The sequence below is a fragment of the Staphylococcus sp. LKG4-2 genome (genome assembly GCF_050955665.1).
Classification (GTDB): domain Bacteria; phylum Bacillota; class Bacilli; order Staphylococcales; family Staphylococcaceae; genus Staphylococcus; species Staphylococcus saprophyticus.
In genome coordinates this window covers 1813551-1829146 of record NZ_CP194532.1, presented here as the reverse complement: position 1 = coordinate 1829146, position 15596 = coordinate 1813551, and the positions used below count along the sequence as shown (strand labels likewise).

12 protein-coding genes are annotated in these 15596 nt (G+C 33.6%); 11 read left to right on the top strand and 1 reads right to left on the bottom strand.

Annotated elements, in window-relative coordinates; translation table 11 throughout:
* Positions 1 to 2: 2 nt before the first annotated feature.
* A complete protein-coding gene (recG, locus tag ACM6UH_RS08975) occupies positions 3 to 2048 on the top strand; it encodes an ATP-dependent DNA helicase RecG (protein WP_048787284.1) in 2046 nt (681 codons plus the stop codon).
* A 163-nt stretch (positions 2049 to 2211) separates the two neighbouring features.
* Here recG and ACM6UH_RS08970 read toward each other — a convergent pair whose 3' ends face one another.
* On the bottom strand, positions 2212 to 3774 hold the full coding sequence (locus ACM6UH_RS08970) for a M4 family metallopeptidase (protein ID WP_069803794.1): 1563 nt from the start codon (positions 3772 to 3774) through the stop codon (positions 2212 to 2214).
* A gap of 356 nt (positions 3775 to 4130) precedes the next feature.
* On the opposite strand from ACM6UH_RS08970, the gene fapR reads away from it, so the two are divergent.
* The 10 genes from fapR to ffh all read left to right on the top strand — a co-directional run bounded on the left by fapR (position 4131) and on the right by ffh (position 15509).
* Positions 4131 to 4700, top strand: a complete 570-nt coding sequence (gene fapR / locus ACM6UH_RS08965) for a transcription factor FapR (RefSeq protein WP_011303287.1) — start codon at positions 4131 to 4133, stop codon at positions 4698 to 4700.
* Positions 4693 to 5679 (top strand): phosphate acyltransferase PlsX, encoded by a 987-nt coding sequence (gene plsX / locus ACM6UH_RS08960; protein ID WP_002483495.1) that lies wholly within the window; start codon positions 4693 to 4695, stop codon positions 5677 to 5679. The genes fapR and plsX overlap by 8 nt, the downstream gene beginning before the upstream one ends.
* On the top strand, positions 5672 to 6598 hold the full coding sequence (gene fabD / locus ACM6UH_RS08955) for an ACP S-malonyltransferase (RefSeq protein WP_061046346.1): 927 nt from the start codon (positions 5672 to 5674) through the stop codon (positions 6596 to 6598). Before plsX ends, fabD begins: the two co-directional genes overlap by 8 nt.
* Positions 6591 to 7325, top strand: a complete 735-nt coding sequence (gene fabG / locus ACM6UH_RS08950) for a 3-oxoacyl-[acyl-carrier-protein] reductase (RefSeq protein ID WP_002483493.1) — start codon at positions 6591 to 6593, stop codon at positions 7323 to 7325. Before fabD ends, fabG begins: the two co-directional genes overlap by 8 nt.
* A gap of 243 nt (positions 7326 to 7568) precedes the next feature.
* On the top strand, positions 7569 to 7802 hold the full coding sequence (locus tag ACM6UH_RS08945) for an acyl carrier protein (RefSeq protein ID WP_002483492.1): 234 nt from the start codon (positions 7569 to 7571) through the stop codon (positions 7800 to 7802).
* Positions 7803 to 8053: 251 nt separating this feature from the next.
* Entirely contained in the window at positions 8054 to 8764 is a 711-nt protein-coding gene (rnc, locus tag ACM6UH_RS08940; protein WP_002483491.1) for a ribonuclease III, read from the top strand.
* A gap of 243 nt (positions 8765 to 9007) precedes the next feature.
* A complete protein-coding gene (gene smc / locus ACM6UH_RS08935; protein ID WP_047503582.1) occupies positions 9008 to 12577 on the top strand; it encodes a chromosome segregation protein SMC in 3570 nt (1189 codons plus the stop codon).
* Complete coding sequence (gene ftsY, locus ACM6UH_RS08930; RefSeq protein WP_011303281.1) at positions 12574 to 13794, top strand: signal recognition particle-docking protein FtsY; 1221 nt, start codon at positions 12574 to 12576, stop codon at positions 13792 to 13794. The genes smc and ftsY overlap by 4 nt, the downstream gene beginning before the upstream one ends.
* Entirely contained in the window at positions 13781 to 14113 is a 333-nt protein-coding gene (locus ACM6UH_RS08925) for a putative DNA-binding protein (protein ID WP_011303280.1), read from the top strand. Before ftsY ends, ACM6UH_RS08925 begins: the two co-directional genes overlap by 14 nt.
* 28 nt (positions 14114 to 14141) lie before the next feature.
* Positions 14142 to 15509: a signal recognition particle protein gene (gene ffh, locus ACM6UH_RS08920; RefSeq protein WP_011303279.1), complete on the top strand. Its 1368-nt coding sequence runs from the start codon at positions 14142 to 14144 to the stop codon at positions 15507 to 15509.
* The last annotated feature ends 87 nt before the right edge of the window (positions 15510 to 15596 follow it).

The window sequence follows — 15596 nt, the reverse complement described above, 5'->3', positions numbered from 1 at the left end:
TTATGTCAAAAGTCAATTTAATTGAAAGTCCATTTCCATTATCTCAAATAAAAGGATTAGGTCGGAAACGCTTAGCAGTATTGAATGAATTAAATATTCATACTGTTGAAGATTTAATTCTATATTTACCAACACGTTACGAAGATAATACTGTAATTGACTTAAATGAAGCTGAAGATCAAGCGATAGTGACAGTGGTGGGTGAAGTTTATTCAACACCAACTGTCGCTTTTTTTGGTCGTAATAAATCTAAATTAACAGTACATATCATGGTCGACCAAATTGCTGTGAAATGCACATTTTTCAATCAGCCTTATTTAAAAAAGAAAATAGAATTACATGGAACCGTAACAGTCAAAGGAAAATGGAATAGAGCAAAGCAAGAAATCAACGGTAACAGAATGTTTTTTAGCCAACAAATGGATGAGAGCGGACAATATGAACCTGTATATCGCATTAAAGAAGGTATTAAACAAAAGCCTTTAAGAGATATGATTAGACAGGTACTAGATCAGGTGACGATTCAAGAATGGCTCTCTGAAGACTTAAGAAAAAAATACAAATTAGAAACTTTAGAAGATACAATTAAAGCTTTGCATTTTGCAACTGATAAAGCATCTTTACTGAAAGCACGTAGAACATATGCTTTCACAGAATTATTTATGTTTGAATTAAGAATGCAGTGGTTGAATCGTCTTGAAAAAACATCAGATGAAGCAATTGACGTAGACTATGATATTAATTTAGTTAAACATTTTATAGATAGTCTACCGTTTGAATTAACAGACGCTCAGAAACATAGCGTGAATGAAATATTCAGAGATTTGAAAGCACCCATTCGCATGCATCGTTTATTACAAGGCGATGTAGGTTCTGGTAAAACAGTTGTCGCTGCTATTTGTATGTATGCCTTGAAAACAGCAGGCTATCAGTCAGCTTTAATGGTTCCGACAGAAATATTAGCGGAGCAACATGCAGAAAGTTTAGTTGACCTATTTGGTGATAGAATGAACGTGGCTTTATTGACTGGCTCTGTTAAAGGCAAAAAACGGAAGCTGTTATTAGAACAACTGAATAATAATGAAATTGATTGTATCATTGGAACACATGCATTAATTCAGGATGATGTTAAGTTTAATAATGTGGGTCTTGTTATTACAGATGAACAACATCGTTTTGGTGTTAATCAGCGACAGTTGTTAAGAGAAAAAGGTGCTATGACCAATGTCTTATTTATGACAGCAACGCCGATACCAAGAACATTAGCCATTTCAGTATTCGGTGAAATGGATGTTTCTTCAATTAAACAATTGCCTAAAGGTAGAAAACCAATCATCACTTCTTGGTCTAAGCATGAGGCTTATGAAAGTGTATTAAATCAAATGACTTCAGAACTGAAGAAGGGTAGACAAGCTTATGTCATTTGCCCACTGATTGAAAGTTCAGAGCATCTTGAAGATGTACAAAATGTTGTTGAATTATATGAATCATTGCAATCATATTATGGAGTTGAAAAGGTTGGTCTGCTTCATGGTAAATTACATTCAGATGAGAAAGATGAAGTGATGCAACGATTTAGCAATCATGAAATTGATATATTAGTGTCAACAACGGTAGTTGAAGTAGGTGTGAACGTGCCAAATGCGACGTTTATGATGATATATGATGCTGATCGTTTTGGTTTGTCTACGTTACATCAATTGCGTGGACGAGTGGGGAGAAGTGAACAACAAAGTTACTGTGTATTAATCGCATCACCGAAAACAGAAACAGGTATTGAACGTATGAATATCATGACCCAGACTACAGATGGCTTTGAACTTAGTGAACGTGATTTAGAAATGAGGGGGCCAGGCGATTTCTTTGGTGTAAAGCAGAGCGGTTTACCTGATTTCTTGGTTGCAAATGTAGTGGAAGATTATAAAATGCTAGAAGTTGCTAGAGATGAAGCCGCCGAATTAATACAGTCGGGTGTCTTCTTTGAACCACAATATAATATATTAAAATCTTTTATTGAAGAAAATTTATTGTATATGAGTTTTGATTAAAAATTGTTGGTTTGTATTTCATGCAAATCCATTGTATACTTTCTATTATATTCTAAATAAAAATGACACTCGTAAATAATTTAATTATTTACGAATGCCATCCGAAGTTAGAATATGATTTATTGTGGGAGTCTGTTAGATAATTAATTATCTAACAGGCTTTTTAATTTACGCCAACTTCTGTCCAAGCCTTATCAATAGCGTCAGCTTCAGCGCTATTATCACCATAAAGTTTATTTGCGGCTTCTTTTAAAGCTGTTTTAGCATCTGAAAATTCTGAATTTTGCGTCAGATATTGAGTTAATGCAAGGTAGTAAATTTGTTCAGCTTTATCTTTTCCAATTTCATTAATTGTCAGATATGCAGTCTTGTTAGGAATACCACTATTTGTGTGTACACCACCATTATCCTGACTACCTGATTGATATTGATCCATGTGTGCCGGTTGATTATATCTTTCAGGGTCTTTTAAGCTTCTAAGACCATCTCCTTCAGTTCCAGTTGTATATACATCTTCACCCATTAACCAGTCATCTGGATCTACAAAATACCCAAATACATCTGAAAATGATTCATTCAAAGCGCCTGATTGATCTTGATATTTTAAGTTAGACGTACGCTCAGTTACGGCATGTGTTAATTCATGAGCGATGATATCATTGGCTCCTGATAATGCTTTGAAGGTTTGTCCATCACCATCACCGTATATCATATATTGCCCTGTCCACGCAGCATTATTGTAATCTTTATCATAGTGTACGACAGAGTCAATCTTTCCTCCGGCGTTATCATAACTATCACGATGATGTTTATCTAAATAATAGTTATACACTTCATTAGCATAATAATGTGCATCTACGCCAGCCTTGTGTTCTTCCTTGTCGAAATTATTACTATCGTTTGTGATTTCTGAAAAATCATCTGTAGTATTATTAGCAGTTTGTGTATGCATTTCTGCATTTTGCGTTGTATCTTTTAATGTGTATTCACCATTATTCTCTGTTAAATTCAATGGTGACTTTTCATCATCGTTCACGCCTGTACCTTTTCCTGTTGCTGAGGCATTTTTGATGACATTTTCTTTATTCAATATTTCTCCAGTGCTAGCATCGACTTGAATTTTCCAATGAGCGGCCTTAGGTGAAATATAGTTTAATTCAACATCGTATACAAGTTTTTGACTGTCGCTGTTAATATCTAATTTGTTTTTATTTACGATATCATAGCCTTTGATATTGTTAACATCTGCCTTGTTTTTTCCTATAGCTTTAAATGCGCTATTTTCAGCATCAACTGCAGAAATTTTCACTTCGTTGTCAACCTTGACAGTTGGTTTATCAATGCTACCGTTTATTAAAGTGACATCACCTTGTTTGTTTACATGAACTTTTAATGCGCTATCTTCAGCAGTTATACCATTGACTTTGGGTTTCAAGGTATAATGAGTGATTCCAGTAGCGTCTTGTTGTTTATCTGTAATTTCATATTGCTCAAATGCATTATCTTGAACATTAGCATTTCCAGATTCTTTAGATTCCTTGATAATCTTTGATGCATTATTTTGTAAATATGCTTTTACATCTTGATCATTATGAACTTTTGTATTTATGGGTTTCTTGAGACTTTCTGGTTTGATGCTATTGTTTTCTTGCGCGTGTGCTTGTAATGATGTGACAGATATCAGTGAACATGTTAAGAGTGTTGTGGTAATCAATTTCTTCATCATGTAACCCTCCTAATTATTAATCTTTTGGCTTTAGAAACAATTGCTTTTCATATAAATATTTATTTACATAAAATATCACACCCCTTTAAATTATTTTGAATTATACGTTCCAAATATTTTTATTTCAATAGTGCACTACAAATAATCTTTTAATTGTTACATTTGTAATAAAATAGTAATGTTAAAAGAGTTTTTTTGATACTATATAAAAAACTTATTATTAAATTGAGCTAATGCTAAAGCAAATTTAATTTAGCGACAGCATATGTTTTTTGTTGAGCAAATGAAATAGAAAGTGTTATGATATGTTAGGAATGTTTAAGACTTGGTACTAAAAACATGGGAGTTTGAATGCGATGAAATTAAAAAAACAAGAACGACGTAATGAAATAAAAAATGAAATAGAGAAAAATCCTTTTATTACTGACTTAGATTTAAGTGTTTTGTTCTCGGTGAGTATTCAAACGATTAGACTTGATCGTACACATTTAAATATTCCTGAGCTAAGAACACGCATTAAAACTGTTGCAAAAGAAAATTACGAAAGTATTCGCTCTATAGAAGGTAGTGAAATTATTGGGGATGTAATCAATGTACAACCTGATCAAACTGCCACTTCAATTATAAGAATAGACGAAAAATCTGTGTTTACTAGAAATAAAATTGCTAGAGGACATGTATTGTTCGCACAAGCAAACTCCCTGTGTGTGGCACTGATACATAAACCAGTTGTTTTAACAAGAGATAGTAATGTAACATTTATAAAAACAGTAAAATTAAATGAAACGGTACGTGCTGATGCACAAACTATTGAAATTAGAGATAAATTTTATACGATAAAAGTGCGATCATATGTAAAAGATACGCTCGTTTTTAAAGGAACTTTCAAAATGTATTATACAAGTGAGGATGAACAAAATGGTTAAATTAGCGATTGATATGATGGGTGGAGATGATGCACCTGGAATCGTTTTGGAAGCTGTTGAAAAAGCGGTTAATGATTTTAAAGATTTAGAAATAATTTTATTTGGAGATTCATCGCAATGTACATTAGAACATGATCGTGTAGAAGTGCGTCACTGTACGGAATCTATCACGATGGATGATGAACCAGTAAGAGCAATTAAACGTAAAAAAGACAGCTCTATGGCGCGTATGGCTGAAGCAGTTAAGTCGGGTGAAGCCGATGGATGTGTTTCTGCTGGTAATACTGGCGCACTGATGTCTGCTGGACTATTCATCGTTGGTCGTATTAAAGGTGTAGAACGACCTGCATTGGTTGTTACGCTACCGACTGTATCAGGTAAAGGTTTTGTATTTATGGATGTAGGTGCTAATGCTGATGCAAAAGCAGAACATTTATTGCAATATGCTCAGTTGGGTAATATTTACGCTCAAAAAATTAGAGGTATTGCTGAACCATCTGTAAGCTTGTTAAATATTGGTACAGAAGCAGCGAAAGGTAATAGTTTAACTAAGAAAGCATACCGTTTAATGGAAGATCAACATGATTTTAACTTTACAGGTAATGTCGAAGCGAAAGGTTTAATGAATGATGTTGCTGATGTTGTAGTCACTGATGGCTATACAGGTAATATGATTCTTAAAAATCTAGAAGGTGTTGCAAAAGCAATGGGTAAAATGTTTAAATCTACACTGTTAAGTAGTTTTAAAAATAAAATGGCAGCACTGATTTTACGCAAAGACTTGAACGGTTTAATGACAAAAATGGATTATGCAGAATATGGTGGTTCAGTATTGTTAGGATTAAATGGTACGGTAGTAAAAGCACATGGCAGTTCAAGTGCAAAAGCATTCTATTCTGCAATTCGTCAGGCAAAAATTGCTGGTGAACAAGAAATTGTGAAAACAATGAAAGAAACGGTGGGTACAGAAAATGAGTAAAACGGCAATTATCTTTCCAGGTCAAGGTTCTCAAAAAGTTGGTATGGCGAATGATTTATACGAACATAATGAAGCAGCGACTACAATTTTAAATCAAGCCCAAAACGCTGTGGATTTTGATATTTTAGAAACGATGTTTACAGATAAAGAAGCAAAGTTAGGCCAAACAGAAAATACGCAACCAGTTTTATTAACGCATAGTTCAGCTTTATTAAACGCCCTTAATGATTTAAATGCAGATTATACTATGGGACATAGTCTGGGGGAATATGTGAGTTTAGTTGCAAGTGGTGTATTGAAATTTGAAGATGCAGTAAAAATTGTAAGAAAACGTGGTCAACTTATGGCAGAAGCCTTTCCAGATGGTGTGGGTAGTATGGCAGCCGTACTTGGACTGGATTATGAAGCGGTTGACGCAATTTGTAAACAGCTTTCTACAGAGAGTGAAATTATTGAACCAGCTAATATCAATTCACCGGGTCAAATTGTTGTATCTGGCCATAAATCATTGATTGATCAGTTAGTTGAAGAAGGGAAATCGCTAGGTGCTAAACGTGTAATGCCATTAGCAGTTTCAGGTCCATTCCATTCATCAATGATGCAAGTTATCAAAGATGATTTTGCAGATTTTATTGACCAGTTTGAGTGGTCTGATGCTCAATTCCCGGTTGTACAAAATGTGCATGCACAAGGTGAAACAGATGCAAATGTAATTAAAGCGCATATGATTGAACAATTATATTCACCAGTTCAATTTATTGATTCTACAGAGTGGTTAATTGAACAAGGTGTTGATAATTTCATCGAAATTGGTCCTGGTAAAGTACTTTCAGGATTAATTAGAAAAATTAATAAAAATGTAAAAGTTACCTCAATTCAAACATTAGAAGATGTGAAAGGTTGGAATGAAAATGACTAAAAGTGCATTGGTTACAGGTGCTTCAAGAGGAATAGGACGCAGTATTGCTATACAATTAGCGGAAGAAGGCTATAAAGTTGCAGTGAACTATGCTGGAAATAAAGAAAAAGCAGACGCTGTTGTGGAAGAAATCAAAGCTAAAGGCGTTGAAGCTTTTGCAATTCAAGCAAACGTTGCAAATGGTGACGAAGTTAAAGCGATGATTAAAGAAGTCGTTAGCCAATTTGGTTCAGTAGATGTGCTTGTTAATAATGCAGGTATCACACGCGATAATTTATTAATGAGAATGAAAGAACAAGAATGGGACGATGTCATTGATACAAATTTAAAAGGTGTATTTAATTGTATTCAAAAAGTAACACCACAAATGTTAAGACAAAAGAGTGGCTCAATTATTAACTTATCAAGTGTCGTGGGTGCAGTAGGTAATCCTGGACAAGCTAACTATGTTGCTACAAAAGCGGGTGTAATTGGATTGACTAAATCAGCAGCTAGAGAGTTAGCTTCTAGAAATATTACAGTGAATGCTGTAGCACCTGGTTTTATTGTTTCTGATATGACAGATGCTTTAAGTGAGGAACTCAAAGCACAAATGTTAGAACAAATTCCATTAGCTAAATTTGGTGAAGATTCTGATATAGCCAATACTGTAGCGTTTTTAGCTTCAGAGAAGGCAAAATATATTACTGGACAAACGATTCATGTCAATGGCGGCATGTACATGTAAGTCGATTTAGAAAAAATAATCATCGCTACAAGCTTTTAAACAATAGTGGTATGACTGATTATATTTTTTAAGTAAAATGTCATTTTGGATGTCTGACACATGCGTCATGATACGGTATAATTGTCAAATTTAGTAGATTATGTGTATTTCTAGTGTATCAATTGAAATACTACTTGTATTTCAATTGATAAAATGGGAAAATATAAAAGTCTATCAATAGACTTTTAAAGGAGGTGAATCGACGTGGAAAACTTCGACAAAGTAAAAGATATCATCGTTGACCGTTTAGGTGTTGACGCTGAAAAAGTAACTGAAGATGCATCTTTCAAAGATGATTTAGGCGCTGACTCACTTGATATCGCTGAATTAGTTATGGAATTAGAAGATGAATTTGGTACTGAAATTCCTGATGAAGAAGCTGAAAAAATCAACACAGTTGGTGACGCAGTTAAATTTATCAACAGTATTGAAAAATAATAAACAAATATCTGAGTCGTTGTCATTACGGCTCAGATTTTTTGTTTTTTTGATAGAATCAATGAAACTTAACGCATGATTTTTTGTACCTTCGATATTAACTACATCCATGACTTGTCGCTGTTTTACATGCGAAAAACAACAGTTTTTTCTTTAGTTTTGATGTGATTTAACGTAAAATATAAAGGTATACAGAATCCTAGCGCTATTTCTGAGGAGGAACTAGATTGACCAATAAAAAAAAGAAAGAAATGGTACAAACATTCCAAAATAAGTTTGAAAAAAAGATGCAAGAATTAAATTTAGATTTTAACCGAGTGGATTTATATCAACAAGCTTTTTCTCATTCAAGCTTTATCAATGACTTTAATATGAACAGGCTTGACCACAATGAGCGATTAGAATTTTTAGGAGATGCGGTATTAGAATTGACGGTTTCACGCTATTTATTTGATAAATACCCAGAATTGCCTGAAGGTAATTTGACTAAAATGCGTGCAACAATTGTTTGTGAGCCCTCACTTGTAATATTTGCGAATAAAATTCAGCTCAACGATTTAATTTTATTAGGTAAAGGCGAAGAAAAGACAGGTGGTAGAACACGACCTTCACTTGTATCCGATGCGTTTGAAGCATTTGTCGGAGCGTTGTATTTAGACCAAGGATTAGAGGCAGTCTGGCAATTTTCTGAACAAATCATTTTCCCATATGTGGAAGATGATGAATTGGACGGTGTTGTAGACTTTAAGACGCAATTTCAAGAATATGTACATAGACAAAATAAGGGAGATGTCACATATCGTCTGATAAATGAAGAAGGACCGGCGCACCATCGTCTTTTTACTTCTGAAGTGATTCTAGAAGAAGATGCCGTAGCAGAAGGCAAAGGTAAAACAAAAAAAGAATCTGAACAAAAAGCTGCAGAACGTGCATATAAAATATTGAAAAATAAAAACGCTTAACATTGGATGCGTTTAAACATCATGATTCACTAGATGGAAATATCATAGTTATAAGTATGATTAATGATGACATAGCATTTATATAATGAAAAATTGCGTTTTTAAATATACAGCTAAGATTAAATAATTAAGTTAATCATAATAAGATGGAATAAGTGTTATGAATGGCGAATGAAGTTAAAATGAATTAGCCATTTCATTCCCGTGCTGTAGAACAGTCAGGAATATTTAAAGGAGAATAGTATGGTTTATTTAAAATCTATAGATGCCTTTGGTTTTAAGTCATTTGCTGAACATACAAATGTCCAATTTGATGAAGGTGTAACAGCAATTGTTGGACCTAATGGTAGCGGTAAAAGTAATATTACTGATGCGATAAAATGGGTGTTAGGTGAACAGTCAGCTAAATCATTACGTGGCGCCAAAATGGAAGATATTATATTTTCAGGCGCCGAGCATAGAAAAGCTCAAAATTATGCAGAAGTAAAATTGAAATTAGAGAATAGTTCTGGAAAGTTACAAGTTGATTCAACTGAAGTAACAGTTACACGTCGTTTGTATCGAAGTGGCGAAAGTGAATATTATTTGAATAATGATAGAGCAAGATTGAAAGATATCATTGATTTATTTTTAGATTCAGGGTTAGGAAAAGAAGCGTTCAGTATTATTTCGCAAGGACGTGTAGACGAAATATTAAATGCTAAGCCTATAGATAGAAGGCAAATATTAGAAGAATCTGCTGGAGTTTTAAAATATAAAAAAAGAAAAGCAACTTCTGTTAAAAAATTGGATCAAACAGAAGATAATTTGTCACGCGTAGAAGATATACTTTATGACTTAGAAGGTCGTGTAGAACCATTACGTGAAGAAGCCGCGATTGCAAAAGAATACAAACACTTATCCAAAGAAATGGAAAAAAGTGACGTCTTAGTAACGGTCCATGATATAAAACAATATAGTGACAATATTAATGAATTAGATGATAATTTAAACCATTTAAAAAGTCAGCAGGCAACAAAGGATGCTGAAAAAGTACAACATACACAATCTTTAAATAAATATAAAGCTGAAAGACAACAATTAGATATACGCATCGAGTCATTAAATTTCGAGTTGGTCAAAGCAACTGAAGAAGTAGAAAAATTCACAGGACAGCTCAATGTATTGGAAGAACGAAAAAGAAATCAATCGGAAACGAATGCACGCTTTGAAGAAGAACAAGAAAGTCTATTAAATCAAGCTGAGAATTTAAATAAAGAGAAGACAGAAGTTCAGTTAGAAATCGATAGATTAAAAGCTCAACAAAAAGAATTAAATGAAAAAGTGCAATATTTAGAATCACAATTGTATGTTACTGATGAACAACATGATGAAAAACTTGAAACCATTAAAGATGAATATTATCAACTTATGTCTGAACAATCAGATGTAAATAATGATATTCGCTTTTTAGAACATACGATACAGGAAAATGAATCAAAACAATCACGTTTAGATTCAAGGTTAGTAGAGGCGTATGAACAATTAAAGCATATTCAATCTGATATTAATGAGGCAGAAAAGCAAAGCACAACAACGAAAAAAGAACTGAAAAACGCAGAACAACAATTGAATGAATACGAACGTAAATTAACACAATTAAAACAACAACGTAGTGAATATGAAGAAAAATTACATCAAGCATATCGTTTTAATGAAAAGTTAAAGTCTCGTATTGATAGTGCGGCAACACAACAAGAAGAATATAGTTACTTTTTTAATGGTGTAAAGCATATTCTGAAAGCTAAAAACAAACAACTTACAGGTATACGAGGGGCAGTTGCTGAAGTTATTCAAGTACCTTCTGATTTAACAAAAGCGATTGAAATAGCTTTAGGCGCCTCTTTACAACATGTAATAGTAGATTCTGAAAAAGATGGCAGACAAGCGATTCAATATCTTAAACAAAATGGATTGGGTAGAGCGACCTTTTTACCTTTAAATGTGATACAACCAAGACATATTGCGAATGATATTTTAAATTCTGCAAAAACGTCCCAAGGATTCATTAATATTGCATCAGAGGCTATCCAAGTCGATTCAGATTATCAGAATGTATTACAAAATTTATTAGGAAACACCATTATTGTCGATGAATTAAAAAATGCAAATGAGTTAGCAAGAAAAATTCGTTATCGCACTAGAATTGTTACGCTCGAGGGCGATATCGTTAACCCAGGTGGATCGATGACTGGTGGTGGTGATCGTAAAACTAAAAGCATATTGGCACAAAAAGATGATCTAGCTAAAATGCGAGCACAACTAGAAGACTATCAACAACAAACCATTGAATTCGAAAAGCAATTTCAAGCAATTAAAGAAGCGTCAGATCAAATTAGTGAAAATTATTTTGAAACAAGTCAACAATATAATTCTGCAAAACAAAGATTACATGATTTTGAATTAGAATTAGACCGTTTGAGAAAAAGTGAAGCACATTTGAAAGATGAACATGAAGAATTTGAATTCGAAAAAAATGATGGTTATCAAAGTGAAGCAAGTAAGCAGACGTTAACAGAAAAGAAACAAAGACTTGACCAAATTAAAGCGCAATTACTTAAACTTGAAGAAGACATCAATCTTTACACTAAATTATCAAAAGAAGGTAAAGCAAGCACCACTCAAACCCAACAACAATTACATCAAAAACAGTCAGATTTAGCTGTCGTAAAAGAACGTTTAAATGCCCAAAAACAATCTCTTACAAAAATCACTAAACAATTGGAAAGTGTAGAGAAGCAACAAGAAAAATTGGATGAGCAAATTAAATTATTTAACTCAGATGAAATGACTGGGGAAAAAGCATTTGAAACGATTCAAAGTCATATTGAACAAAGTAAGGTTACTAAAGAAAAACTTACTGTTGATATAGAAGACGTTAAATCGCGCAGACTAGAATTGAATGATACAATTGAAGAGACAGATCAAAAACTTCAAGAGGCTAACCAAGATATATTATCTATTGAAAATCGCTATCAAGATATCAAGGCAGAACAGTCACGTTTGGATGTGTTAATCAATCATGCGATTGACCATTTGAGCGATGATTATCATTTAACTTATGAACGTGCAAGTGAATTATATGAATTAGATGAAGCGATTGATGTATTACGTAAAAAAGTAAAATTAACAAAAATGTCAATAGAAGAACTAGGGCCTGTTAATTTGAATGCAATTGAGCAATTTGAAGAAATTAATACGCGCTATACGTTTTTAGATGAACAACGTGCTGATTTAAGAGCAGCTAAATTAACTTTAGAACAATTGATTGATGAAATGGATCAAGAAGTAAAAGATCGTTTTAAAGAAACGTTCCATGCAGTACAAGGCCACTTTGCTGATGTGTTTAAATCTCTTTTTGGTGGTGGACAAGCAGAACTACGCCTTACTGATGATGATTATTTATCAGCGGGTGTGGATATTATTGTGCAACCACCTGGTAAAAAACTACAGCACTTATCGTTATTAAGTGGTGGGGAAAGAGCACTAAGTGCTATCGCATTATTATTTGCCATACTTAAAGTACGCTCAGCACCATTTGTAATTTTAGATGAAGTTGAAGCCGCTTTAGATGAAGCTAATGTAATACGTTACGCGCAATACTTAAAAGAATTATCAGATCAGACTCAATTTATAGTTATTACACATCGTAAAGGCACAATGGAATTTTCAGATAGATTATATGGTGTGACGATGCAAGAATCTGGCGTATCTAAATTAGTGAGTGTTAATTTAAATACAATTGATGAAGTCATTAAGGAGGAACAAGTATGAGCTTTTTCAAACGGTTAAAAGATAAATTTGCTTCTTCATCAGAAGCGGAAAATAAGCAAGAAGATTTAGAGCAATTATCTGAATTAGAACAACAAGATACGGATCAAACGAAAGAAGACGAACCAAAGAAAAAACCTAAAAAATTAAAAGAAGCCGATTTTGATGATGATGGTCTAATTTCTATAGAGGATTTTGAAGAGATAGAGGCACAACAATTAGGTGCGAAATTTAGAGCAGGTTTAGAAAAATCAAGAGAAAATTTCCAAGCACAACTAAACAACTTAATCGCACGTTACCGTAAAGTAGATGAAGAATTCTTTGAAGCATTAGAAGAAATGTTAATTACTGCAGATGTTGGTTTTAATACAGTTATGCAGTTAGTTGAAGAATTAAGAGAAGAAGCACAAAAACGTAATATATCAGAAACAGAAGATTTACGTGAGGTTATCGTAGAAAAAATTGTTGAAATATACCATCAAGATGATGAACACTCAGAAGTCATGAATATAGAAAACGAAGGTCTGAATGTTATTTTAATGGTTGGTGTAAATGGCGTAGGTAAAACGACTACAATTGGTAAGTTGGCTCATCGTTACCAAGCTGAAGGTAAAAAAGTTATGCTTGCTGCAGGTGACACTTTCAGAGCAGGCGCAATCCAACAGTTAAAAGTATGGGGAGAACGCGTTGGCGTTGATGTTATGAGTCAAAATGAAGGTTCAGATCCTGCTGCTGTGATGTACGATGCAATTAATGCAGCGAAAAGTAAAGGCATTGATATTTTAATTTGTGATACAGCGGGTCGTCTACAAAACAAATCTAATCTGATGAATGAATTAGAAAAAGTAAAACGTGTTATCAGCCGTGCAGTACCTGAAGCACCACATGAAGTACTGTTATGTTTAGACGCAACAACTGGACAAAATGCCTTATCACAAGCTAAATCGTTTAAAGAAGTGACTAATGTAACAGGGATTGTGTTAACTAAACTAGATGGAACTGCTAAAGGTGGTATTGTATTAGCGATACGTAATGAATTGCACATACCAGTTAAATATGTTGGCTTAGGTGAAAAATTAGATGACTTGCAACCATTCAATCCTGAAAGTTATGTATATGGTCTGTTTGCTGATATGATAGAGCAAAATGTAGAAGAAGTCGATGATGTAACTGATGAACAATCGAACGAAATTGAAGGTCAATCTGATGAGTCAAAATGATTTAATAAAAACAATTCGTATGAATTACTTGTTTGATTTTTATCAAGCCTTGCTCACTAAGAAGCAAAGAAATTATTTAGAATTATTTTACCTGCAAGACTATTCATTGAGTGAGATAGCTAATACATTTGATGTGAGTCGCCAAGCAGTGTATGATAACATAAGAAGAACTGGCGATTTAGTGGAAGATTATGAGGAAAAATTGGGATTATATCGAAATTTTGAACAAAGACAGAACTTATATGAACAAATAAAACAACATATTAATGATCCAGAACAAATAAAAAAATATATTCAAGCACTTGAAGATTTAGATTAATTAGAGAACAAAAAGGAGGGTATTTGATATGGCATTTGAAGGATTATCCGATCGTTTACAAGGAACGATGCAAAAAATCCGTGGTAAAGGTAAAGTGACAGAAGCAGACATTAAGCTAATGATGCGTGAAGTTAGACTCGCATTATTAGAAGCCGATGTTAACTTTAAAGTTGTAAAGGATTTTGTCAAAACTGTATCAGATAGAGCTTTAGGTTCAGATGTTATGAAATCATTAACACCTGGACAACAAGTGATTAAAATTGTTCAAGAAGAACTTACCCAATTAATGGGTGGGGAAAATTCAACAATTACGATGGCAAATAAACCACCTACTGTTGTGATGATGGTTGGTTTACAAGGTGCCGGAAAAACAACAACTGCAGGTAAACTCGCATTATTAATGCGTAAAAAATACAATAAAAAACCTATGCTGGTAGCTGCTGATATTTATCGTCCGGCTGCAATAGATCAATTGCAAACAGTTGGTAAACAGATTGATATACCAGTTTATAGCGAAGGTGACCAAGTCAAACCGCAGCAAATTGTAGAAAATGCAATTAAGCATGCTAAAGAAGAACATTTAGACTTTGTTATTATTGATACAGCAGGTCGTTTACACGTTGATGAAGCTTTAATGCAAGAGTTAAGTGATGTTAAAGAAATCACAAAACCTGATGAAATCATGCTTGTCGTGGATGCAATGACAGGTCAAGATGCAGTTAATGTTGCACAATCCTTTGATGAACAATTAGAGGTATCTGGTGTAACGCTAACTAAACTCGATGGTGATACGCGCGGTGGTGCTGCGTTATCCATTAGATCCGTAACTCAAAAACCAATTAAATTTGTTGGTATGAGTGAAAAATTAGACGGTTTAGAACCATTCCACCCTGAACGTATGGCATCTCGCATTCTCGGTATGGGTGACGTACTAAGTCTAATAGAAAAAGCACAACAAGATGTAGATGAAGACAAAGCAAAAGATTTAGAAAAGAAAATGCGCACGTCTTCCTTCACTTTAGATGACTTTTTAGAACAACTTGATCAAGTGAAAAATCTTGGTCCTTTAGATGATATTATGAAAATGATACCGGGTATGAACAAGATGAAAGGTATCGATAAACTTAATATGAATGAAAAGCAAATCGATCATATTAAAGCAATTATACAATCCATGACACCAAGTGAACGTAACGATCCAGATACTTTAAATGTATCTCGAAAAAAACGTATCGCTAAAGGCTCAGGACGTTCAGTTCAAGAAGTTAACAGATTGATGAAACAATTCAATGATATGAAGAAAATGATGAAACAATTTTCCGGTGGCGGCAAAGGTAAAAAAGGAAAACGTAAACAGATGGAAAATATGATGAATGGTATGAATTTACCGTTTTAAAATGTGTTTCTTAAATTGAGTAATAATTAAAAAGTAGTAATCCACAGCAGAGTCGTGGATTACTACTTTTTTTGTGCTACATCCAAT